30 protein-coding genes are annotated in these 22,022 nt (G+C 52.1%); 5 read left to right on the top strand and 25 right to left on the bottom strand.

Translation table 11 applies throughout. The annotated features are described in order from the left end of the window. The 16 genes from AB1287_RS08415 to AB1287_RS08340 form a co-directional block, all read right to left on the bottom strand. On the bottom strand, positions 1-614 hold a 614-nt coding region (locus AB1287_RS08415; protein WP_435617499.1), incomplete at its 3' end, for a phage tail-collar fiber domain-containing protein. Beyond that, a complete protein-coding gene (locus AB1287_RS08410; RefSeq protein WP_435617498.1) occupies positions 611-1,222 on the bottom strand; it encodes a phage tail protein I in 612 nt (203 codons plus the stop codon). The genes AB1287_RS08410 and AB1287_RS08415, both read right to left, overlap by 4 nt. Then, positions 1,215-2,123: a baseplate assembly protein gene (locus AB1287_RS08405; RefSeq protein WP_435617497.1), complete on the bottom strand. Its 909-nt coding sequence runs from the start codon at positions 2,121-2,123 to the stop codon at positions 1,215-1,217. Before AB1287_RS08405 ends, AB1287_RS08410 begins: the two co-directional genes overlap by 8 nt. 4 nt (positions 2,124-2,127) lie before the next feature. Then, a complete protein-coding gene (locus tag AB1287_RS08400; RefSeq protein WP_435617496.1) occupies positions 2,128-2,475 on the bottom strand; it encodes a GPW/gp25 family protein in 348 nt (115 codons plus the stop codon). After that, a complete protein-coding gene (locus AB1287_RS08395) occupies positions 2,472-3,113 on the bottom strand; it encodes a phage baseplate assembly protein V (protein ID WP_435617495.1) in 642 nt (213 codons plus the stop codon). Before AB1287_RS08395 ends, AB1287_RS08400 begins: the two co-directional genes overlap by 4 nt. A gap of 68 nt (positions 3,114-3,181) precedes the next feature. Next, on the bottom strand, positions 3,182-3,631 hold the full coding sequence (locus AB1287_RS08390; protein WP_435617494.1) for a phage virion morphogenesis protein: 450 nt from the start codon (positions 3,629-3,631) through the stop codon (positions 3,182-3,184). Then, a complete protein-coding gene (locus AB1287_RS08385) occupies positions 3,624-4,091 on the bottom strand; it encodes a phage tail protein (RefSeq protein ID WP_435617493.1) in 468 nt (155 codons plus the stop codon). The genes AB1287_RS08390 and AB1287_RS08385 overlap by 8 nt, the downstream gene beginning before the upstream one ends. After that, entirely contained in the window at positions 4,054-4,317 is a 264-nt protein-coding gene (gene lysC / locus AB1287_RS08380; RefSeq protein WP_435617492.1) for an Rz1-like lysis system protein LysC, read from the bottom strand. Before lysC ends, AB1287_RS08385 begins: the two co-directional genes overlap by 38 nt. Next, positions 4,199-4,612 (bottom strand): Rz-like lysis system protein LysB, encoded by a 414-nt coding sequence (lysB, locus tag AB1287_RS08375; RefSeq protein ID WP_435617491.1) that lies wholly within the window; start codon positions 4,610-4,612, stop codon positions 4,199-4,201. Before lysB ends, lysC begins: the two co-directional genes overlap by 119 nt. Next, the gene (locus tag AB1287_RS08370; RefSeq protein WP_435617490.1) at positions 4,609-5,118 is read right to left on the bottom strand and encodes a lysozyme; all 510 of its coding nucleotides are present in this window, start codon (positions 5,116-5,118) and stop codon (positions 4,609-4,611) included. Before AB1287_RS08370 ends, lysB begins: the two co-directional genes overlap by 4 nt. Then, a complete protein-coding gene (locus AB1287_RS08365) occupies positions 5,102-5,323 on the bottom strand; it encodes a primosomal protein (protein WP_435617489.1) in 222 nt (73 codons plus the stop codon). The genes AB1287_RS08370 and AB1287_RS08365 overlap by 17 nt, the downstream gene beginning before the upstream one ends. Continuing rightward, a complete protein-coding gene (locus AB1287_RS08360) occupies positions 5,314-5,517 on the bottom strand; it encodes a tail protein X (protein WP_435617488.1) in 204 nt (67 codons plus the stop codon). The genes AB1287_RS08365 and AB1287_RS08360 overlap by 10 nt, the downstream gene beginning before the upstream one ends. After that, positions 5,517-6,017, bottom strand: coding sequence for a head completion/stabilization protein (locus tag AB1287_RS08355; RefSeq protein ID WP_435617487.1), 501 nt, complete (start codon positions 6,015-6,017; stop codon positions 5,517-5,519). The genes AB1287_RS08360 and AB1287_RS08355 overlap by 1 nt, the downstream gene beginning before the upstream one ends. Positions 6,018-6,112: 95 nt before the next feature. Then, on the bottom strand, positions 6,113-6,877 hold the full coding sequence (locus AB1287_RS08350; protein WP_435617486.1) for a terminase endonuclease subunit: 765 nt from the start codon (positions 6,875-6,877) through the stop codon (positions 6,113-6,115). Between the two features lie 3 nt (positions 6,878-6,880). Continuing rightward, positions 6,881-8,068: a phage major capsid protein, P2 family gene (locus tag AB1287_RS08345; protein ID WP_435617485.1), complete on the bottom strand. Its 1,188-nt coding sequence runs from the start codon at positions 8,066-8,068 to the stop codon at positions 6,881-6,883. 63 nt (positions 8,069-8,131) lie between these two features. Further along, positions 8,132-8,989: a GPO family capsid scaffolding protein gene (locus AB1287_RS08340; protein WP_435617484.1), complete on the bottom strand. Its 858-nt coding sequence runs from the start codon at positions 8,987-8,989 to the stop codon at positions 8,132-8,134. Positions 8,990-9,156: 167 nt separating this feature from the next. Between AB1287_RS08340 and AB1287_RS08335 the strand changes: the two genes are divergently transcribed. From AB1287_RS08335 to AB1287_RS08320, 4 genes are all read left to right on the top strand, one after another. Further along, positions 9,157-10,917 (top strand): terminase ATPase subunit family protein, encoded by a 1,761-nt coding sequence (locus AB1287_RS08335; protein ID WP_435617483.1) that lies wholly within the window; start codon positions 9,157-9,159, stop codon positions 10,915-10,917. Beyond that, positions 10,917-11,963: a phage portal protein gene (locus tag AB1287_RS08330; protein WP_435617482.1), complete on the top strand. Its 1,047-nt coding sequence runs from the start codon at positions 10,917-10,919 to the stop codon at positions 11,961-11,963. Before AB1287_RS08335 ends, AB1287_RS08330 begins: the two co-directional genes overlap by 1 nt. 465 nt (positions 11,964-12,428) lie before the next feature. Continuing rightward, complete coding sequence (locus tag AB1287_RS08325) at positions 12,429-13,601, top strand: AAA family ATPase (RefSeq protein WP_435617481.1); 1,173 nt, start codon at positions 12,429-12,431, stop codon at positions 13,599-13,601. A 31-nt stretch (positions 13,602-13,632) separates the two neighbouring features. Continuing rightward, entirely contained in the window at positions 13,633-15,888 is a 2,256-nt protein-coding gene (locus AB1287_RS08320) for a S8 family peptidase (protein WP_435617480.1), read from the top strand. 34 nt (positions 15,889-15,922) lie between these two features. Here AB1287_RS08320 and AB1287_RS08315 read toward each other — a convergent pair whose 3' ends face one another. From AB1287_RS08315 to AB1287_RS08280, 8 genes are all read right to left on the bottom strand, one after another. Further along, a complete protein-coding gene (locus AB1287_RS08315) occupies positions 15,923-16,696 on the bottom strand; it encodes a hypothetical protein (RefSeq protein ID WP_435617479.1) in 774 nt (257 codons plus the stop codon). Positions 16,697-16,699: 3 nt separating this feature from the next. After that, on the bottom strand, positions 16,700-16,918 hold the full coding sequence (locus tag AB1287_RS08310; RefSeq protein WP_435617478.1) for a hypothetical protein: 219 nt from the start codon (positions 16,916-16,918) through the stop codon (positions 16,700-16,702). A gap of 161 nt (positions 16,919-17,079) precedes the next feature. Next, entirely contained in the window at positions 17,080-19,350 is a 2,271-nt protein-coding gene (locus AB1287_RS08305; protein ID WP_435617477.1) for a replication endonuclease, read from the bottom strand. Continuing rightward, a complete protein-coding gene (locus AB1287_RS08300) occupies positions 19,340-19,615 on the bottom strand; it encodes a DUF5405 family protein (RefSeq protein WP_435617476.1) in 276 nt (91 codons plus the stop codon). Before AB1287_RS08300 ends, AB1287_RS08305 begins: the two co-directional genes overlap by 11 nt. Continuing rightward, positions 19,612-19,836, bottom strand: coding sequence for a TraR/DksA family transcriptional regulator (locus tag AB1287_RS08295; protein WP_435617475.1), 225 nt, complete (start codon positions 19,834-19,836; stop codon positions 19,612-19,614). Before AB1287_RS08295 ends, AB1287_RS08300 begins: the two co-directional genes overlap by 4 nt. 13 nt (positions 19,837-19,849) lie before the next feature. After that, positions 19,850-20,140, bottom strand: a complete 291-nt coding sequence (locus AB1287_RS08290; RefSeq protein WP_435617474.1) for a DUF5405 family protein — start codon at positions 20,138-20,140, stop codon at positions 19,850-19,852. Next, positions 20,140-20,361, bottom strand: a complete 222-nt coding sequence (locus AB1287_RS08285) for a DUF2732 family protein (RefSeq protein ID WP_435617473.1) — start codon at positions 20,359-20,361, stop codon at positions 20,140-20,142. Before AB1287_RS08285 ends, AB1287_RS08290 begins: the two co-directional genes overlap by 1 nt. Positions 20,362-20,428: 67 nt before the next feature. Beyond that, positions 20,429-20,929 carry a replication protein B gene (locus tag AB1287_RS08280; RefSeq protein ID WP_435617472.1) on the bottom strand — a complete coding sequence of 167 codons (501 nt, stop codon included), beginning with the start codon at positions 20,927-20,929 and terminating at the stop codon, positions 20,429-20,431. 268 nt (positions 20,930-21,197) lie between these two features. Here AB1287_RS08280 and AB1287_RS08275 point away from each other — a divergent pair, with 268 nt between their 5' ends. Beyond that, positions 21,198-21,473 (top strand): hypothetical protein, encoded by a 276-nt coding sequence (locus tag AB1287_RS08275; RefSeq protein ID WP_435617471.1) that lies wholly within the window; start codon positions 21,198-21,200, stop codon positions 21,471-21,473. 164 nt (positions 21,474-21,637) lie between these two features. Here the strand turns inward: AB1287_RS08275 and AB1287_RS08270 are convergent, their stop codons facing one another. Next, positions 21,638-21,907 carry a regulatory phage cox family protein gene (locus AB1287_RS08270; RefSeq protein ID WP_435617507.1) on the bottom strand — a complete coding sequence of 90 codons (270 nt, stop codon included), beginning with the start codon at positions 21,905-21,907 and terminating at the stop codon, positions 21,638-21,640. Between the last annotated feature and the right edge of the window lie 115 nt (positions 21,908-22,022).

The following is a 22,022-nucleotide window of genomic DNA, read 5'->3' as shown; positions in this document are numbered from 1 at the left end:
AAACCGAGGTTTTCGAGAACCTTTTGAGTGAGCCCGGCTTCGGCCATTTCTTTAAGCGCATTCCCAATCAACGGGTATTGTTGATGCGGGTTAGCGGCGGCTAGGTGCTCATCCATCAGGCCGTCAGCGTAGGCTTTCACCTCAATAATCTTGTCGTCGACATATTTGCGCGTTGCCAGCACGACCGAGGGGTCGATTTTCAGGGTAATAGCTGATGTGCTCGATACGACAAGAATCATGCGGATGGTCTGCGTGCGCCCGCTCCCCTCCGCCAGCAGCGGCTTATAAGTTTCCGGGCAGTTGGCGACGGCAATTAACACACCTTCATCGTCATACAACCCGATTTCACGGATCCAGAATCCGCCCTCATTTTCCGGGATGATTTGCTCGGCGATAATCTGGCTGGCGTCGCTGGCGTCCACGCCGAGCGAGTTAATCGCCTCGATACGCCTTTGATTAATGAGTTTCGTCTGTGCCGGGTCAGGTGTCGGCAATACGCCGTTAGCGTCACCGACAGCCATTTTTGTAATGTTCAGTTTTGTGCCAAGTGCTGCGGCATTTGCCAGCCGTGCCGCGCCCTGATTGGTCAGAATGGCAAAGTATTTTGTCGTCATGCGTTCACGCTCACGCTGTCAATTAAATGGATGGCCGAAGCCGGATAAAAATCACCCCCGACGACAATTTCCTCGGCGGCGTAGGGATAAACCGTCAACAGGTCGCCGTGATAGCAGCCCGCGCCGACACAGAACTCGCCATCGCTACTCAGGCTGATTGCAAGCCCTGTCAGATGGCGGCTTGCGGGCTTTGCGCCTTCAATCAGGCGCTCAAGCTCCTGATACATCTCGTCTGTGATGCCGGTATCGAGCACGCCGACCACGAGGCGAAACGTGCCCGGCTCTTCATTGAGCTGAAACCACTCTTTGACTTCGATGAGATAGCCGAGCGGCTCAACCACCCGGCGTAATGCGCTGATGGTGCCCTTGCGCTGATGGACATAAAACGCCGAGGCGCAGACGTTGCGTTTTGTCTGCTCAGACCAGCGCTCATCCCAGCGGTCGACCGATAACGCCCACGCCAGATACGGCAACAACCTTACCGGGCAGGTGCGCCAGTTCCACAGGGTGCGAAGCGGCACCGGCACGCGCTCAATTTCAGCAGCGGCTTTTGCCGCGAGCACCTCCAGCGTCGACGAGCCGGTCGGTAACAACCGGGTGTCACTCATCAGTGCCCCCGTCGGTGATGCTGTACTCAGTGCAACAGGATGCCTGGTATTTAGTGAGCACAATGTCAGCCAGCGGCGCGGCAAGCTCCACACGCTGGACGCCCTCAACATGCAGAGCGGCATAAATGGCTGACTGGCGAATGTCACGGCCCAGGCGCTGCTGCGAGCTGATATAGCTCTTCAGCTTGTCTTCCGCCGCCTGGCGAATGGGTTCGGCTTCCGGGCCGGGGTAAAAGTAGAGCGTTGCGTCAATCTGATAAGGCACGATTTCAGCACCTTGCACCGTCACCCGGTCACCTACCGGGCGCACGTCTTCAGCGCTCAGCGCCTTTTCAACCACGGCCAGCAGGTCATCAGACGCTGAGCCGTCACCCTCGCGGGAGAGCACGGAAATCGTCACGCATGCAGGCGACGGACTTTCGACGGAAATATCAGCGACGCGCCCGTCGGCGCTGCGTCCGTGATACTCATACGCGCCCACCGGCCCGGCGACGCTTAATCCCTCGAACGCCTGCTGCGCCCGCATACGTAAATCATCATCAGATTCCATGACCGCCGGGGTCGGCGGGATGGTGGTGTCGTCAGCGGGGGTAATGGTCAGGCGCTCCGTGTCATTATTTGCAGCCATGACGTCGAGGTCATTACCTTTCGAATAAGCCAGCGTGACGGCAAGCGCCGCCTCATTCACGCGCTGGCGCCAGAGCACTTCGCGGTAGGCGTTTTCCTCCAGATATTTGACCAGCGGGTCAGACTCCAGCGCGAGAGTCCGGGCGATAGCAGCCTGCTGCTCTTCCGGGTAGAGCGAAATCAGCACAGCCTTTCGCTCGGCAAGGATGGATTCATAATCCAGCGTTTCCACCACGTCAGGCGCGGGGAGCTGGCTCAGGTCAATAGAGGACATAGATTCAACTCACTGGAATGGTCAGGGATAACGGGTCGCCGCTGTCTTTAATTTCGCCCGTCAGGTCAACCACCATCTGACCGGTAAACTGGCGCTCAATCGTCAGCGACGTAATTGTGACGCGGGGCTCCCACTTCAGCAGCGCCATATAGCAGGCACACATCAGTTGAAGGTTCAGCGCGTCGTTCTGCGGCATATCAATCAGGGAGGACAGCAGCGAGCCGTAATCGCGGCGCATCACGCGCGAGCCGACCGGCGTGCGCAGAATATCGCTCATGCTCTGGCGGATGTGGTCAGCGTCGGTAATGGTGCGCCCGGTGTCGCGGTTCATGCCGATATAACGTGTCGTCATTTTGTGCCCACCGTTCGGTCGCCGCCGCGCTGCACCTGCCCGTGGTCATGGTCATCTGCCTGCACGCCGTTGGAGGTAAATTTCCCGCCAGAGTGCGCGATATCACCCTTCATCGTTCCGCCCTTCTGCACTTCGATCGTGCCGGTGATGAGCTTGTTCGTACACACCACCTCGGGCGTGTCGAGCGTGACGCGGGTGTCGGCCTTAATCAGCACGACCGGCACCGTGGCGGTGATGGACTTCGATGCGGTGACGTCGGCGGTAGTGATGCCGGAAACCAGTAGCGCACCGGTTTCCGGTTCATACTCGATGACCGCGCCATCAGGAAAGGTAATGTGAAACGCATCGGCAGAGGCAGACGGCGTGGGGAAGTCATCAGAGAAAATAGCGGGCAACACAAAGGCAGTATCGAGTTCACCGCCGATGGCGAGAATGAGCACCTGCTCCCCCACCGACGGAGCCCACCACGTGCGCGAGCGACCGGCGCGGGCGGTCAGCCACTGGAGCCAGTCGGTCGTAATGCCGCCAGTCTGCACGCGACAGCGCCCCTCCGCGAGGTCAGTCTCGATGATGACGCCGGTGCGGATAAGGTTGCGCAGCAGGCGCAGAATGTCCTGAAGAGTAGCTTGTGTTTTCATACAAAAGAGGATGCCGCCGGGGGCTTTCGGCGGCAATTGATGCGGGTTAGGCAGTCACTGACACAACGTTAAAGCGCCAGATTTTTGACGATAATGTCTTCCACCGCCTGGCGGTCATCATCACTGAAGCCAAGCAGCTGACGCGCCGGGTACTGGACAGGCTTGCTTCTCGGGCCCGGCCTGTCCTTAAGCCCGTACTGATGCACGTTGACCATGCGCTGCACTTTGCCGGTAAATTCCACGACTGCCGCCTCGTCGCTGCCGGTGGCCTTCATAAAGCGGTTTGTGCGCAGCTTCGCGAACATTTCCCGCTTTACCCGGCCCTTTTTAGCCCTGACCGGCTGGCGCTTACGGATGGCATAGGGGGTGCCGTCCGGTGCTTTCTGCGCCTTAATTCGACGTTGCTGTCGGGTGCGCAGCGTCTTCGCCACCTCAGCAGCCATCCGCCGTCGACCTGCCGGGGAAAGTGCAGCAATCAGCCCGGCCAGCCGGTCATCAAAGGGCTTGAACTCATTCATGCCATTCGCTCACAAGCTCGCCGTGAACATAGAGCTGCGTCGGGCGAGTCACCGGCTCCGGTGGCTGCGGCTCTGGCGCGTGTTCAATATGCAGCTCGGCCCCGACCTCTTTGACGATAGTGCGCTCGGTCAGCATCAGGCTAATACTGAGGTCTGCACTGTCGTCGTTGTTAATATCCGCCTCGTATATGAAGCCGCGCTTTTGCCCCTCATCAGTGGTCATGATGTCGGCCTGATTGACCCGCAGCCATGCCAGAATCGGCACGAGGATCAAATCAATATCCCCCGGAAAATCGGTCACGATGACGTTAAGCGTGTATCTGTTTTCGAACGACAGCGAGGTGGCAAGCGTCGACGCGACCTTTCCGCTGTCGATAAACACGCGCAGCATATCGGGGTTATTCTTCAGCACCGGCACCGCATCAGTTAAGGCGTTGCGCAGACTCTTCGGCTTGAACATCGGTTTTATCCTGGCATTCTTTGACTGTTTCGACCTGAAGCGCACAGCTTTCGAGCGCGGTTTCGAGCTGGCGAATATCGGCGCTCAGGTCACCGTTTGTTTTCGGTTCACTCCCCGGCATCGGGCACAGGCTGACTCTCGGGCAGGCGTTCAGCACAACGACCGGCGGAGGCGCATGGGGTGCGGGTGTGCAGGCTACGCACAGCAGCAGGGAGCTCAGTGTCATACCAATGGCGCAGCTCTTCATTTTCATTGAGTAACCTCGTAATCGTGCGCTCCCGACGCAGGGCCCTCTGTCCGGCGGCGGCGAGCTTCTGGCGCAGTTCAACCTGCGCCCGGTCATTGTCAGCGCCGAGGCGCTGCGCGGTGAGTAGCTGGTCCTTCAGCATGCCAATGGTGCGTTTCTGGTCGGTGGCGACGGTGTTTGCATTTGTAAACGACCTGCTGAGCGTGCTGTTTTCATGCTTCAGCCAGGCCAGCACAGCAACCGCCAGAATAAGTAAAACAATCAGCGTTTTCATTTGGCCCCCTGCATACAGCGCGACCATTCGCGGGCGCGGCGGTTCTCAAGTCCGGGCTCCCTGACGCCATTGACGAACACCCACCGGGTGAGCTGGTCGCACGCCTGCCACCACTGCTGACGCTTGAGGTACGACACCAGCGTCGAGCGGCAGGCCGCACCAGTGCCGACGTTAAAGGCGAAGCTGACCAGCGAGTCATAGACCGGCTGGGGCATGTCCACCGGCACGCACACGGCAAGCCGCCGCTCAGTATTGAGCACATCGGCAACCAGATTTGCCGCCGCCTGGCGTTCGGTGATGTCCTGTTTTGGCACCACCCCGGCAGTGTGGCCTATGCCTGATGTCCACACGCCCGCGCTGCACTGGTAGGGGCGCAACCGGCACCCCTCAAGGTCTGTAATCAGGGCAAGACCTTCAGGCGAGGTATGTAGCAGACGAAAATCAGGCATCAGTGCCGCCAGCGCCAGCACTGCGGCCACACTGCAACGTTTAACGAATGAGGCCACGAATCGCCCCCTTATCAGCTCCGGCTGCAACGAGATAACGGTAGGTCTGTCGGCGGTACCAGAAATTCACCAGCGCGGTGAAAATGGCGCAGCCGCCGCCGACATACAGCGCGAGTTTCTCCGGGGTCTGCGTGCCGAAGTAGGCCAGCGCCACGGATAACCAGTACGTCAGAAAGGTTGTGATTTTTTCCATCGTTAATCCCACAGGTTTACAGTCTCCGTAACGGGTGCGGTGTCGACTTCGGGCAGGCTGACGGCGGTGCCGTGCGGCAAAATCGCGCCAAGCTCAGCAAGCCCCGGATTCTCGTCAAGCACCGCTTCAACGACGCCGCCGGTGCGCCCGTAGTAGCGCTGGCAAAGGGCGTCGAGGGTGTCGCCCTGCTGGGCGATGACCTGCATCAGATTTGCCCCACAATGCAGCGGGCCTTGTCCTGAATGCGGGCCACAGACCAGCGCATATCACGCCACAGGTCATCAATGGTGGTTTCGACGCTGTCGGCTTTCTTCTCACCCTTGCCGGTCGCCTCCACACCGCGATAGCGCTCATAGAGCGAGGCGGTGGTCATTGCACACACGGCGTTGAAGTAGTGAAAAACGCGCACGCTCTCCCCGTCGAGCTCATCAGACGGCACCGCCGCGAGCGTCTCATGCCCGGCGTCGAGCTGGAGCCCGCGCCATTCGCTCAGCTCGGCGTTGGTTTCCGCTATCCCGGCCTTGATGGCCCGACGCAGTCGCGCGGGTGAAACGGTCTGCTCAAGGCGCATTTCTTCGCGCACGCGCTTCGGATCCACATCCGGGAAAAAGGCGGTGTTTTTAATCACCGGCTCGGTCTCGGGCACCGGCGGGATAACCACCGTTTCGCGCATCTGCGCCGGGTTATTTACAACAAGCGTCGTCATGACTACCTCTGAATAGTTGGGCGGTGGACGCGGGCCTCAGTGACGGTGAAACACCAACATCGGCCCGCGTGCCGCCCGGCGCGGGGCGCATTCTGTTAACCGGCGGTTTTCCTCGGGCGACCTCGCCCGCGCTTCGCCGGTGAATCGGTTGTTTTTTTGGTGGTCTTTTTCGCCGCCTTCGGCGGAGCTTTCGGCGCGGCGGCGGGCTTCGGTTTCGGGTTCAGCTCACGTCCGAGGCGCTCGATATCTTTTTTCACCCCGCAACCTTCATCCAGCTGTATGGCGCGTTGAAGATGAGCCATACCCCCTGCCAGATTCCCGGCATCCCGCAGAGTCAGCCCCGCGACTTTATGCAGACGGGCGCGAACCTCATCGGGCATATCAGCGGTGCGGGTGAGCTCGATAACGCTCAGCAGCGACAGCATATCGACAGACTCCCCGGCGGCGCGGGCGCGAAGCGCGGCAAGCGCCACCTCTTCGGCGAGCATGTACGGCGCGGTGCGGGAATGGCCTTCAGGCATCGACAACCCGAAGCGCAGCGCATAGCGGGCAATCTCCAGCGCCCCGGCAATGTCACCGGCGTCGAGACGCCAGAGCATTACGGTCATCAGGATGTCATCCTGTGCGCCGGTGCCGGTTTCCAGCACGCCGGTCACCCACGGCAGGTAGAACGGCAACAGCTCGCGCTTTTTCTCAGCCTTGCGCTCTTTGGAATGGATTTGCGAAAGCGTGCGGCGGTCGGCAGCGAGCTTCACGAGCATCTGCTCGTAAGCCGTGGCATGGCGCAGCGGGTTCTGCTCCCGCTGCGCGGCCTTCTCAGCCGAGGCCCGCATCATGTGACGCTGTGCGGGGCTCCTCATCGGTTACGCCTCCCCGTTCCCGGCAGTGTTTTCATCTTCCACCGGCGCACTCTGCGTGCCTGTACCCGCGTTCAGTGCCGCCAGCGCTTTTACCAGCTCCGCCGCGAACGCCTTCGCGCTGTCACCTTCCGGGGTTTCGTCTTCTTCAGGCTCCAGAATCTCGATATTTTCAATCAGGCAACCGGCTTCGTAGTCTTCGATGACGAAATCGACTTTCACCTGTTCGTAGTTTTCGACCTGGTCCAGCTTCGGATTCTCTACAATGTGGCGGCGGTGACCGTCTTCGTAGAGGTAGATAGAAATGTTATCGAGCGTGGTGATAAAGATGCTGTTTGCCGGGAAGAATGGCGCACGCACCGCCTGAAGCTGACCGATGGTCTTCTGGCTGATAATCAGCTCACCGGCGAGCTGTTCACTGTTCGCCTGGAACTTGTTAATCATCGGGAAATATTTGTCGGTCAGGATGCGACGGCCGCAGATGACAACCATTTCCGGATTTTCGCGGTGAATCTCTTCAATCAGTGATTCATGCGCATCCATCACCAGCGCGTCGAGGTTGGCATAGTGCCCGCCATCGCTTTTCTTGCCGATTTTGATGGTGTCGGAAATCACCGCACCGGTTTCGTCTTTGACGTTGGACATTACGCGCTCTGGCGCATCGTTGCGGTATTTCTGCAGCCAGCCGACAGCCACATCCTGAAGCAGCGGATTGTTCGCACGGTCAGAGGTCGGCGCACGGCTGGTACCGTTAAAGCCGATGGTGATGTAGTCCAGCGCCTGACGCTTGATGATGGCGTTACGGATACGGATCTGAAAATCTTCGAAACGTGCCCACAGGTCGAGCTTGCCGTACTTCAGGTTGTAATCGAAGTTGACCGGTTTGCAGAAATAGCGGAACGCATCGAGCTTCGTGAAGTCCGCCGTTTTACGCTCGGTGCCGCTGTCGGTGTCGGTGGTGCTGGCAATGGTGCCGGTAACGTCAATACCGACTTTTTCCTCGGTCAGCTCACCGACGACGACCATATTGATGAGCTTCAGGAACGAGGACGACTGCTGGATTTTGTCGAAGAGCTTCTGCGTCACAGACGGCTCAACGTTGAATTTTTTATCGAGGTCCTGCACGTCGACGCCGTTCAGCTCTGCGAGGCGGCTCAGGTAATTGTTAAATTTAAAACGGGTTTCTTTACGCATTGTTTTTTTCCTGTTTGAAACGGGCATTAAATGGGGTTAATCAGCAGGTAGCTCAGCCGCACATCAGCAGTCGGTCAGCGTCACATCGCCTGCATCACCGCCGGTGCTCAGCTGGCGGCGCGGCTGCGTAATGCTTTCGGTTTTGTCCAGGGTGGTTTTAATGGTGCTGAGCTGCTGCGCGGTTTCGCTGCCCTGCGTGTCAACACGCTGTTTCAGCGCAGTAATTTCGCTTTCCAGCGCAGAGAAGCGGGTTTCAACCTCTTCACCGCCGACCTGCACGCGCTCGGCAATGGACGTCACGGCCTCATGCACGTCAGCGAAACGCGCATCGTCGCTCTGCTGCTTGCGGCTGAAGATGGTTTTCACGGTATCGGTGAGCTTGTTCAGCAGGGTGTCGGGCTGGTCTTCAAATTCCAGCGCGGCGAAGGTCGCCACAGAGAACAGGTCGCCCGGCTGGTCTTTCTTGCCGTCCAGCGGGTTAGCGGTGGCTTTACTGCAAAACTGAAGGTATTCCGTGCCGAGACTTGCCGGGTCATCTGTGACGGCCAGCCCGATGAGGCGGCACTTGCCGGTGTTGGCGAAGTTCGGGCGGATTTCCATGGAGGTATAAACTTTCTGACCTTTCGCCACCATGGCGACAAGGTTGTCGAGCGGGGCAATTTTGCCGAACAGCGCCAGCTTGCCTTTGAGCTCGGAATCGTCATCAATCACTTCAGCTTTCAGCTCGACCACATCGCCATAGCGACAGAATGGCGTATCAGGAATGACGCTGCGGATATGCTCCAGATTGATGCGGCAACCGTAGACGCGCGGGTCAAAGCCGTCTGCCATTTCCTGAATATCCTGCGCACTGATGTCGCGACCGTCGCAGGTGTCACCTTCTACACCGATGCGAAACCATTTGGAGATTTTTTTTGCCATGAGTCAGGTGTCCTGATGTTGGGGTTTTCGGGTCAGGTGTAGTTTCCCGACTCACCCCCGCACCGGCTATCGATTGCAGATGGCTACCCCCTGACACAACAGGGCCTTAGCGATTCACCGCCCCCGTTTCTTTAGCCTTGCCCTGACCCACTCACGGCGAGGTAAACATGACCGACACCACACTACTGAACGACCCACGACGACAGGCGGCGCTGCTGTTCTGGCAGGGATTTTCTGTGCCGCAAATCGCCGAGACGCTACAGGCCAAGCGGGCCACCGTGCAGAGCTGGAAACAGCGCGATAAGTGGGAAGAGACCGCACCCCTGACGCGCGTCGAAACCACGCTCGAAGCCCGGCTGATTCAGCTCTACGCAAAGCCCGACCTGACGGCTCACGATTTCAAAGTGGCTGATTTTCTGGCGCGACAAATGGAACGCCTTGCCCGGGTGAATCGCTACGGCCAGACCGGCAACGAGGCGGATTTAAACCCCAACGTCGCCAACCGCAACAAGGGCGAAAAGAAGAAGCCGAAGAAGAATTTCTTCAGTGACGAGGCTATCGAAAAACTCGAAGAGATTTTCCTCGACCAGTCTTTCGACTATCAGCTCGAGTGGTATCGCGCAGGGCTGGCTCACCGCATTCGCCATATCCTGAAATCACGCCAGATTGGCGCAACGTTCTACTTTGCGCGTGAAGCGCTGCTGCGGGCGCTGAAGACCGGCCACAACCAGATATTTTTATCAGCAAGTAAAACGCAGGCTTACGTATTCCGAAAATACATCATCGCCTTTGCCCGACAGGTTGACGTTGAGCTCACCGGCGACCCGATTGTCATCGGCAATAACGGCGCGGAGCTTATGTTTCTCGGCACCAATGCCAACACGGCACAGAGTCATAACGGCGATTTGTATGTCGATGAAATTTTCTGGATCCCCAACTTCCAGAAGCTGAAGCGCGTCGCCGGTGGTATGTCGTCACAGGAGCATTTACGCACAACCTATTTTTCGACCCCCTCATCGCTGGCACACGGCGCCTATCCGTTCTGGTCCGGCGAACAGTTCAACAAAGGGCGTTCAGACAAGAGAGAGCGTGTCGATATCGATATCAGTCACGCCGCACTCGCGAGGGGCGTCGCTTGTCCTGACGGCCAGTGGCGGCAGATAGTCACCATCGAGGACGCACTCGCCAAAGGGTGCACCCTGTTTAACATCGATACGCTGAAGCGCGAGAACAGCGTCGATGAGTTCAGGAACCTGTTTATGTGCGAGTTCGTCGACGACAAGGCGTCGGTATTTCCGTTCGAAGAATTGCAGCGCTGCATGGTCGACAGTCTGGAGAAATGGGAAGACGTTGCGCCATTTGCCGACCGGCCATTCGGTCACCGCCCGGTATGGCTCGGCTATGACCCGTCGCTACGCGGTGACAGCGCCGGGTGCGTGGTTATCGCGCCGCCGGTGGTCGCCGGGGGCAAGTTCCGCATCCTTGAGCGCCACCAGTGGAAAGGCATGGACTTTGCGCAGCAGGCTGAATCTATCCGCGAGCTGACGCTGAAATATAACGTCGAGTACATCGGTATCGATGCAACCGGGCTCGGTCAGGGCGTTTACCAGCTCGTGCGCTCGTTCTACCCGGCTGCGCGGGAAATCCGCTACACGCCAGAAATGAAGACCGCGATGGTACTCAAAGCGAAAGACACCATCACGCGCGGCTGTCTGGAATACGACGTCGGCGCGACCGACCTCACACAGTCGTTTATGTCCATCCGTAAAACCATGACCAGCAGCGGGCGCAGCGCCACCTATGAGGCCAGCCGTACCGAGGAAGCGAGTCATGCCGACCTCGCATGGGCAACCATGCACGTATTAATTAACGAACCCCTGACCGCCGCCAGCGGGCAGGCGTCATCGTCCATCATGGAGTGGAACTAATGAGCAAGCGCAACAGCAACAAGAAAAATCAGTACACGACCAAAACGCGCCAGCATTCCGCCGCACCCGCTCAAAGCATGGAGGCGTTCACCTTTGGTGAGCCGACACCAGTGCTCGACCGGCGCGACATTCTCGATTACGTGGAATGCGTCGACAACGGCCAGTGGTACGAGCCGCCGGTCAGTTTCTCGGGCCTTGCAAAAAGCATGCGGGCAGCGGTACACCACAGCTCACCGATTTACGTGAAGCGTAATATTCTGGTGTCCACCTACATTCCGCACCCGAAATTATCCCGGCAGGATTTCAGCCGCTTCGTGCTTGATTTTCTGGTCTTTGGTAATGCGTTTCTCGAAACCCGCAATAGTATCAGCGGCAAGGCGGTCAAATTTGAAACCTCACCGGCCAAGTACACCCGCCGGGGCATCGAGAAAGACATCTACTGGTATATTCAGTCTTTCACGCAGCCGCATCAGTTCGCGCCCGGTTCAGTGTTTCACCTGCTGGAGCCTGACATCAATCAGGAGCTCTACGGCCTGCCGGAATACCTGAGCGCACTCAATTCCGCCTGGCTGAATGAGTCTGCTACGCTGTTCCGTCGCAAGTATTACCAGAACGGGGCGCACGCGGGCTACATCATGTATGTGACCGACGCCGCGCAAAGCAGCACCGACGTCGAGGCGCTGCGCAAGGCAATGCGAGACTCGAAGGGGCTCGGGAACTTTAAGAACCTGTTTTTCTACGCGCCGAACGGAAAAGCCGACGGCATTAAAATTGTGCCGCTGAGTGAAGTCGCGACGAAAGATGATTTCTTTAACATCAAGAAAGTCAGCGCCGCCGACCTGCTCGACGCACATCGCATCCCGTTCCAGCTGATGGGCGGCAAGCCTGAGAATGTCGGCTCAGTGGGTGACGTCGAGAAGGTGGCAAAGGTCTTTGTGCGTAACGAGCTGCGGCCCCTACAGTCGCGCTGTATGGAGCTGAACGAGTGGGCGGGCGAGGAAATTATCCGCTTCGAAAAATACACACTGGATCCTGACGAAGATTAACCCCCAGCGCCGCCGAAAGGCGGCTTTTTACCGCCCCGCACCAGAAGCCCCTCAGCAGCACCTCACGCCGATATCACCGCATAACACCCAACGAATCAACCACGCCCGCCACAGCCTCACAGCGAGGCTCTCAGACGCAAATAAATAATAATTAGCACCACGCCGGGCGCGCAATGCTTTCCCCGCCACGCCTGCCCGCTTTATGAGTCGGTTTTAATGCAGTTGCATGACCTCAACTTTGAAGCTTTCAGCAGGCTTGAGCATCCACATAAATTCTCGTCAAAGACATGCGCAATCATGCAACTGCATGCAACAAAAATTGCTTTCAAAGAGTTTTTATCTTTCAATGCGTCAAACATTCACAATTAGACATGATCGTTTCACATTTACAATCTTGTTTTTGGATAAAACCAGCATTTGTGTCATCATTACTGTGTTTTTAATCATTATAAGGTTTTTTGTTTCATGAATACAAATGAGTTGATGGTTGGCCTCATAAAGTCAGGGGTTATAGGAGATAAAGTCACCTTCCAAAGGATGGCTGCTAAGGTAGCCCGCGAGATGGATGCGGAAGGCAACCGTGAACTCGCACAAACTATACGAAACTTACTGAAACAAGAGGCTTCTTTCTCACTTCAGAAGGCTAATTTCACTCCAAGCAAGCTAACTGCAAATGATCTTTCATTACCCATAGATAGTGAAACAAAATTTCATCTTGCTGATAAAGTAGCTCCTGAAACTAATGAACAGCCTCCAATACTTAACAACTCGATTAATGAAAAAATCAATGAGTTTATTGTCTCTGTAGAAAAACGTAATGAGCTAAAAAAATTTGGCTTAAAGCCAGCTTCTTCTATGATACTTTTTGGCCCTCCCGGTTGTGGTAAAACCTTAGCAGCCAAGCATATTGCCTCAGTACTTGGCCTTCCTCTTTTCACTGCAAGATGCGATGCTTTAGTTTCCTCATATTTAGGATCTACAGCCAAAAATATTCGAGCTCTCTTTGAATATGCGAGTAACCAGCCATGCGTGCTGTTTTTAGATGAACTCGATGCTTTAGCAAAAGCTAGAGATGATCAGCATGAATTAGGGGAGCTAAAGAGGGTAGTAGTTGCATTGCTACAAAATATTGATGATCTTCCTGAGCATACTGTTCTTATATCTGCTAGCAATCATGAAAATTTGTTAGACAGTGCCGTATGGCGCAGATTTGCATACCGAATTGAGATCGGCTTACCTGATATTAAAATTAGAGAGCATTTATTTGAAAGATTGCTTAATGAACATTTCCCTAGATTAGACGTTGCTTATGACTCTGCACTACTTTCTAAAGGGCTCTCATGCGCATTTATTGAACAAATATGTGAGCGTGCACTTCGTCACTCTATATTGTTTAACAATAACGAATTTGATAAAACTTTTCTTGTGAAATCAATCATGGAGTCTCAAGGAGAGAAATTTGATGATCCAGATCAAATGACTGGAAAATTAGCAAAATTAATAAGAAATTGTGATGCACGGGTATTTACAGTAAGAAAAATTGCTAGTTTACTTTCAATATCACCAGCGAAGGTTTCACGATTAACCAAAGAGAATAAATTATCTTTAAATCAGAATAATACCGACGAAGCTAGTTAGATAGACTCAGCTAAGAGCAAAGGAGCAAGGAATGAGTAAACTAGAAAGACCTATAAAAGTCATTAAAACATTTGCAAAAGATTTTAATGACAAAAACTATGGTTTTGGAGAAAAAGATCCTGTTCGTCCTGTAACAAAAGAGTTACTTACAAAGCTCAAGCATGAAGTACAGCATGTATCTGAGTATTTCAAGGACTCATTCCGAAAGTGGCCGGGTGTTCCAGCGGTAGCAAAAGTCACTCTACACGATAAAGCGTTGGCAAAATCTCACAGGCCTACAAGTTTATTAGGCGATAAGACTTGCCCTGTCATTGGGAGCTGTAATTTTGGTGAACTACTTGTTAGTGTTACAGAGGAAGGGCTCACGAAACTTCAAACAAAAATACAGAATAGTACCAAGACGAAAAGCGGTACACTTCACATCGCTGTTATTGATAAGATTGAACCCTATATTTGTGACGAGATAACCGATGACAAAACCAATACATATATACTGAAGTTATTCGACCACAAAAACCGAAAAATAAACAAGTCGATCGAAGAGTCATTAAAATTAATTTTAAAAGAATTAGACATACCTGAACTAAATAAATACAACATAGGTAGCGATGTTTTTTACTTTGAAGTGCCTTCAAACCCTAAAATCTTCGAACTGTCCAATTTTATTGGTGTGAGAAAATTACAACCCATGCCAAGTTTCAAACTAGATAATAGTGATATAGCATTATCTAAAATATCAACTAGTCGAAAGGAATTATTGCCACTACCTGATGCAGACATTCATTATCCTTTGGTGGGCATAATAGATAGTGGCATTGACCCAAATAATAAAGATATATCACCTTGGGTATGGGGAAGAAGAAGTTTTCTTAACGGAAGAAAAGCTGATTACACTCATGGGAATATGGTTGCAAGTCTAATCATTGATGGTAAAGGTCTTAATAATAACTCAGTTGGATTTCCTGATACTCATGCAGAAGTAGTTGATATAGCAGCTTTTCCTGCTGATACAGAATTATCATTACCAGAATTAGCGTCTATAATAACAACGTCCGTTGAAGAATTTCCTGAAGTGAAAATATGGAACTTATCACTTGGACAAAAAGAAGCTTGTCATGATGATAATTTTTCGGAAATGGGCCATCTTTTAAGTTACCTGCATGATGAGCACGGATGTCTGTTTGTAGTTGCGTCAGGTAATTATGAGGCGATACCTCAACGCACTTGGCCACCTCAAGAATTGTCTGGTGGGGACCGAGTTTCCGCGCCAGGAGATTCTGTACGCGCATTAACAGTTGGTTCTGTCGCTTATACAGATAGTGCTGACTCCATCGTAAAAGCAAAACAGCCATCATCCTTTTCAAGGAGAGGTCCCGGCCCTTCATGCATTCCTAAACCTGAAGTTACACATTTTGGCGGCAATTGCAGAGAAAATCTCGACTTCTCAAATTTAGGAATTCGAGCCATAGGAGATAGCGGACATTTATCGGAAGCTATTGGCACAAGTCTTTCTACACCATTGATTTCAAGTATTGCTGCTTCTACATGGCACGAACTACAATTGCATAGCAATACCTCTCCTTCGCCAGAAAGGGTAAAGGCATTAGTTATTCATTCCGCCATGTTAGAGAGAACGGATCAAATTGATCCCAAAGAAATCAATTATCATGGTTTCGGAATACCTAAGAATAACATTTCTGAAATGTTATCTTGCAAAGACAGCGAAATTACTTTCCTTTTTGAAGTTGATACCCGGGAAGGTGTCGAGTTTGGTCGCTATCCATTTGTTATACCAGATTCTTTAAAAAATGATGATGACAAATTTTCTGGCGAAATTTTAATGACGCTGGTATATTCCCCGCCTTTAGATCCTAATTATCCGTCCGAGTATTGTCGCTCTAATGTTGATGTTTCCTTCGGAACATATGACTATGACAAGACGCAAAAAAGGAAACATATTAGTAAAGTTCCGCAAATCAAAGACAAAAGTGAATTGTATGAGAAGTATCTCATCGAAAATGGCTTTAAATGGTCACCAATAAAGGTATATAGAAAAAAATATCCCCAAGGTACGCAAGGTAGTACATGGAGGCTTAAAATCGATGTGCAACGAAGAGCTGAACAAGACCCGCTTGAGTTTCCTCAAAGAGCCGTGCTTTTGATAACTTTGCGATCACTGTCGGGCCAAAAAGGGATTTACTCGGAAGCTATTGCTGAGATTGATTCGTTAGATTGGGAAAGCGATGATATTATCATCAGTAGTGAAGAACGAATCCAAATTAGGTAGAAATAGGTAGGACTAAGAGGCCGCCCGGCCTCTTTTACTCAGCTATAGATTTGCAATTATTATTTACCTGATCATGTACCTCCATAGTAAACCATGAAACCTGGGTAATTTGAGACACAGGAATAATAACACTAGTATCATAGCCCTCTACGTTATTATAGTCATTTGTAAAACATACATTTAATGTATCTTTTTCTCTATAACCCGACATAATAGGTAAAATAGAAATTTGTTGATTTGGTCCATCCTTCTCATTAGGCTCACCTAATGCATTAACAATACCGACATAGACCTTTTTATTACTCATGCTAACTAATATAGATTTTCGATCTATTAGTGAATCGAAAAAGACACTGTCCATCGAGCCTTCCGTTACCAAATCTTGCAAGGTTCTTAATTTCACCAACTCTTTACTTTCTTCTACACTGATATCTTTCTTGTAAAATATTTTATAAATCATTTGGCTACGAAAAGTTGTAAACCAATTTGCGATTACACCTGATAACCATGCAAGTAAAACAGATGTACAAGAAAGAAAAATCAACCAACCTGTAATTCTTTTTTGATACAAATTTTCGCCCAACCCGAGTGATTGTGATACTTCAGTAACAAGGTGGGCAGAAGGGAAATAGTACTTTATGATGAACGCTATAATTACGGACCACACTAAACACCATAGCCCATATTTTGCGGCTTTCATGTAGAGAAGTTGACCGTCATAACGATGTAGTCGGAAAAAATGGAAAGGGTGAGTAGTTATAACAATAAAACCACTCACCAATAAAGGGATAATCAAGAATGCAAACATGGCCTATTCTTTATTAGTTGGAGTTTGAGCTACGATTTTTTTCGCTTTAAATCTCATCAACTTAACAGTTTCAGAAGATGCAAGATCCTGCTTAGAAGTTATCACTCCTCCGCGGCCAACAACTTCAACATCAGTAGCCCCCGATTTCTCGATTCGTTCGGCGAGCTGCATTTCCTTTTCTGCTGATCTTAACCCGAAAAGGCGTGGTAAAAAATTCGTCATAGTAACCTCCGAATCTTTCTCCTAAGGTCCAGTTTTCATTATATGTCAAACTGGTACATGTTTCACGTTGCGAAGTTATAACAAAATATTGTCATATGAACAATCACAATATCCTATAGGGCCTAATCAAAAAATTAACCACTATATATAGTAATTTACACTCAAAGAGTAGACCAATCGTTAACAACTGGATATTTGAATTCAAACTCACCACATTTTACGGTAGCACCACGAGCCAACGCTTCAAGCTCCCAGCGCTGCGGCGTGATGCCCTGCTGCGCCAGCTCGAAGCGGATGCGTGGAATCTGCGCCCGTTCGGCTTTCGTCATTCGCCCTGATGGGGCTATCTGATGCGGTTTTAATGGCTCGCCGCTTCGTTGCTGGCGATTTGGTCTCGGTGTGTTGTGTTTTAATGCGCCCCTGAGCGCTGTCACGGCTTCGGGGTCATCCCATGCGATAACCCCGTCATCAACGAGATTTAGCACCGCTGCGGCATGCTCAGACGGTGTAGGGGTCATAACCGGAACATCACCGCCGGTGAGCTTTCCACAGTTATTGACAGGACTCCGAGGCGCGGCGAGGCCGCTTTTTAAAGTCAAAGGCTCAACGGCCAAAACCTTTGGAACGATGCGCCAGTCGGCTGACCGGGTAACATGGATGTGGTTTGCGCCCATGTGAGGGGCATAAATACCAACGACGCGAATGATATCTTCCTCGTAGTCGTTGGTTTCCTCGGAGGCGGTACGGGCAACCCTGACAGTCTGGTTATCGCGTGGAATATTCGCCCCGCCCTGCGCAGCGATATATAAATCAAACTCACCCTCATCAGCAGCGGCGCGGGCCGCTTCGACACGCTCGTCGAATTCTGAGGCGATGCTGACGCCGCGAGGTAATTTGCGCAGCTCGCGATAAGCGCCCATCGTCGGCAGGCCAATCGTCTTGAACTGAGGAATGCGCCACGTCGACGCCCAGGCGGTTACAGCGGCGGCGGTATCCTTCAGCGGCTTGCCGGTGTCATTGTCGACCTGACCGTCGAGCGCGTAACCGTCGATATTCTTCGCGATGTATTTCGCGATATAGCCCGCTGCGCCACCCCGATTGAGGTGCTTGGCCTGAAAGCGCTGTTTCGCAGCGCCCCGCTCGTCACCGTCGACCTTCAGGGCATAGCGGCGCATGATTTCGGTAATCCTTTTGCGCTGACCCGGCTTGCAGAACAGCATCATGTGCCAGTGTGGCGTTCCATCGTGATGCGGCTCGACAACGCGCATTCCGTAAACCTGTAAATCGTTGTCTTTGAACGCGGTGCGCATCAGGCTCCAGATGTGGCAAAGGTAGCGCTGCGTGTCTTTCGGCGTGTACGCCTCCGCATTCCAGCCGTTATTAAGCTGAACGGTCTTCTCTTTGCCCTTACCGACCTGACGTGTCGGGTGATACTTCGACGGCGCGGTCAGTGTGATAAACATCCCGGCATCACCCTTGCCGGCAGCATAGCGCTCGATACCGGCGATGGTGTTCATCAGCTCCATGCGGCGGATTTCGGGATTAGAAATACTGCCCATCACTTTACTGATAAGGTCGATACGCTCGCCGGTAACCTTGTTTTCGAGCTCGCAGGATTTCAGGTATTCGAGGTTCGCCAGGCGGCGGGAATGCACATCGCGGATCGCATTTTTACTGGCATACGGCGAGCGGTCTTTATTCACTTCACCGGATGCAATCAGCAGCGACTCATGCCAGCGCATACGCTGCGCCTTGAGCTGGTTAATCCACCATTCATCATTGATGAGTCGCGCCACAGCGGAAAATGCCTGACGAATTGTCATCTGACCTTTGCGGTATTTCTTCCAGAAAATCGGCGTGATGTTAAATGCGCGAGCTGCGCCTGCGACCTGACCATACAGGTGAGCCTGCGCCTCATCTTCAAACAGGGATTCTTTACCGCCGTGCGATTCCGCCCAGGCGTCGCTTAATTCCTCGTACATGATGAAAAGTTGCGCGGCAATGCGGCCCGCGAATTTCTTCAGCTCTTTGTCATTCATCCCCGGCAGACGGGCGTAATTCTCGTGCTCAGTCAGGAACAGCAGCGAAGCATCAATATCCATTCCGTTACGCTGATTGACGCGCTCGATGCGCGGCCACAACCGGCGCATAAATGTCGATTTGAGGAAATACAGGCCATGCACCGGGCTTTTGTTGCGGCGGATATGGTCATAACGGGAAGAGAAATGCGAACTCAGGAAATATGGCAGGCTGTCAATTTTCGATAAAACGCCTTGCACCTGACGCATTTCGTCACGTGTAAGGGGTCTTTCGCGCCCGACTGCCTCACGAAGCGCGTTAAAATAATACGCACCGACGAACGGCTCGGCGGTGCTTTTGATGAATGGCGGTGGCGGTGACGGGGCGACGCGCCCCATTCTTTCAACGGACATTCGCAGCAAATGCCTCAACGCATTCGCGGGCAGTCTTTTCAATCTGCGCATTTAGCTCGCCGAGACAGCGGGCCTCGCAAGTCAATGCGTCATGCATCATCAGACCGTTGATGAGCTGGCTCAGTTTCGGGTAATAACCGACAGTATTCAGCCATTCTTTACCGGCATTTTTCCCGGCGATAGCCGTCTTTTTCTCCTGCAAAATAAACTGGAATGGGTCACTGGTGACGACATAGCGGTCGCCAATTTCGATACGAATGCTCATGCCTGCCCCCGGAAATGTTTTGCATTGGCTTCCAGCAGCGACTGGCAATAGATACAGCGCTGTGCGGATGGATTGGCTGCGCGACGTTCCTTCGGGATTGGGCGGTCGCAGTCGACACAAAACAGCGAAGCAGCGACGCACGGTTTCAGTCGGGCGGCGTTAGTATTGCGGGCCAGTGCCTCGGCCTGTAATTCCTGAAGGTGATCCATTAAATCTGGCATTGAAAAAACTCCTTTATGCTTTCAGTTTTTTGAGCTCGCACGCGCAATACGCGCTGAGCTCAGCGTTTAATTTGGCAAGGTCATCGAGCGTGGTAGTTTGTTTGAAATGAATCGAGCGTTTAGTCAGGAGACTAATCATGTCGACCAGAAGGCTTAATTCACTGGCATAAATAGCGATAGTGGATATTGTTTTTTCACCAGTATCTTTATCGCGTTTAATATCAGACAGGCGATAATTACCATTCTCTTCAATGGCAACTTGCAGCCAGTTATTTAACAGAACCTCACGCAGCAGCGCAGACATTAGCAGCCCTCCCCGCGAGTCAAACCGACGTTGTGAAACTTCACCGACTCCTGATTCAACAGCTCAACAATCTCGACCCTGTTCAGGTCGCGATTAGCAATGTGTCGAATGAGTCGGTCAAGATGAGACGAGAATTGTGTCGCGGCGTCGGCCTGTGCTTCGGCTTTCGCCTGCTGCAACAATAAAGAAAAGTTACCGCTCTGATTCCCTGCTTTAGCCATGATGACTTTCTCCAGATAAAAAGAAGCCACGCACATTCAAGTGCGTTAAAAAAACGGCAATCATTAATTAATGTAAATATTGCTCAGGCTTTACCGAGGTCAATATTGTTGGGGCGCGTTCAAAGAGGCTGAATAATTCACGCAATGCACGGAATAGCTTTTCGCGCCAGTAACATGAATCGTCATTAATGCGCCAGTAAGGCTGATTAAATTCATTCTCAGACAAACCGGCATGCATAAATAAAGTGCGGCGCTGGCTGACGGTCAAATAGCTGATATACGCGATTTCACTCGCGCCAACCTGACGACGTTTTGAAAATGCAGCACGCAATTCATCAATTGCACAAGCAAGACGCTCACGGTCAACGTCGTTCATTTCTTCGAAACGTGTCGCGGCGTGGCGCTGCTTTAACTGCGCGTGAAAGCAAACGGTCAGGCGGTCACGTTCCATCATTTTATTGTAAAAATCACAGCTCTCTTTCCAGCGCGGAACGGCAAGATGCTTACCGATAAGACCGCGCAGAGCTGCGGGCTGCTTTTCCACAATACCGAGGGTCATCACAGTCATTTCCAGAATCTCCGGGTCTTGATGAATGCGAACACCCGGCTGATTAAGCCCGGCTGACGGGTGCGGATAATGATGCCTTTGCGACCACGACCGTGAGTGATGGTGAAATTAATTCGGATCGGGCTTTGATTACGTAGAAGCTGCGCAATGCAGCGAGGTTCATTCATTAGTATCCCAAGACCTTATGCATTATCTTGACCACAACTTCCCCAAGGTCTTGTGTTAGGATTAGTTCGCCAAAACAATCACCTATCAACAAGGAGAAATTATGGAAAAGCAAAAAATTGAAACATTCCTGAATCAGGCGAAAGACTCACGCATCAAGCACTCGACTGAAGACCGCCTCTTCGCCCTCGAAGTTATGACTTGCGCACTTGGCGCCTCGTTGGAGGGAGACGCTCGGGATAAATTTCTGAAGGTCATGAACTCCATCTCAGAAAACATTAACCCGATGGCAGATACCACGATTAAGGCGATTGCCGATTTGAATGTCCTCAGCGCTGACTTCAAGACGCTTTCCAATCAGATTGAATCTGTAAAATAACGTCTTTCAGACGTCGTTCTATTTCAGCCTCAATTTTGGGGCTGTTCATCCCCCAAACGTCCACATGGTAATAAACATTCCCTGCATGAGCGCCATTCTGATAAAACGGCAAAGTGACCGTTGAAATCATATTTTTTTGCTGTTGCATCTCTAACGCCCCCATTCTAATTACCCAACCCCAGCCACATTAACCAACCTTCACGAATTTCTTTTGGGCGGCTCTCATAAGCGAGCTTCATGCCGTTGTTCCAGGCTGGGAGATAAATCCAAAACTCACCCACACGATTCGAAGTAGATTGTGGGTCAGTCATTTCAATGACAGGCAGCTTACCCTTATCAATCATTCCTCTTACCGCGTCCGGAGACTTCCCAATCAACCGAGCGAACTCCTTATACGGAAGCGCGTCCGTTGTGCTGACAACTTGTTTCATGATCTGGTAACCTTTCATCTAGATCTAACCAATGGTCTTCAATGTCCTCTAATGTGCTTCAGTTCATATTAGAGGTTGTCAATTCAATATAGAGAATCAAGTAAATTATTAGAGGATT

Source organism: Scandinavium sp. UTDF21-P1B (genome assembly GCF_040750395.1).
Classification (GTDB): Bacteria; Pseudomonadota; Gammaproteobacteria; order Enterobacterales; family Enterobacteriaceae; genus Scandinavium.
Note: the sequence above shows the minus strand (reverse complement) of the source record. Positions and strands in the feature narration are given on the sequence as shown.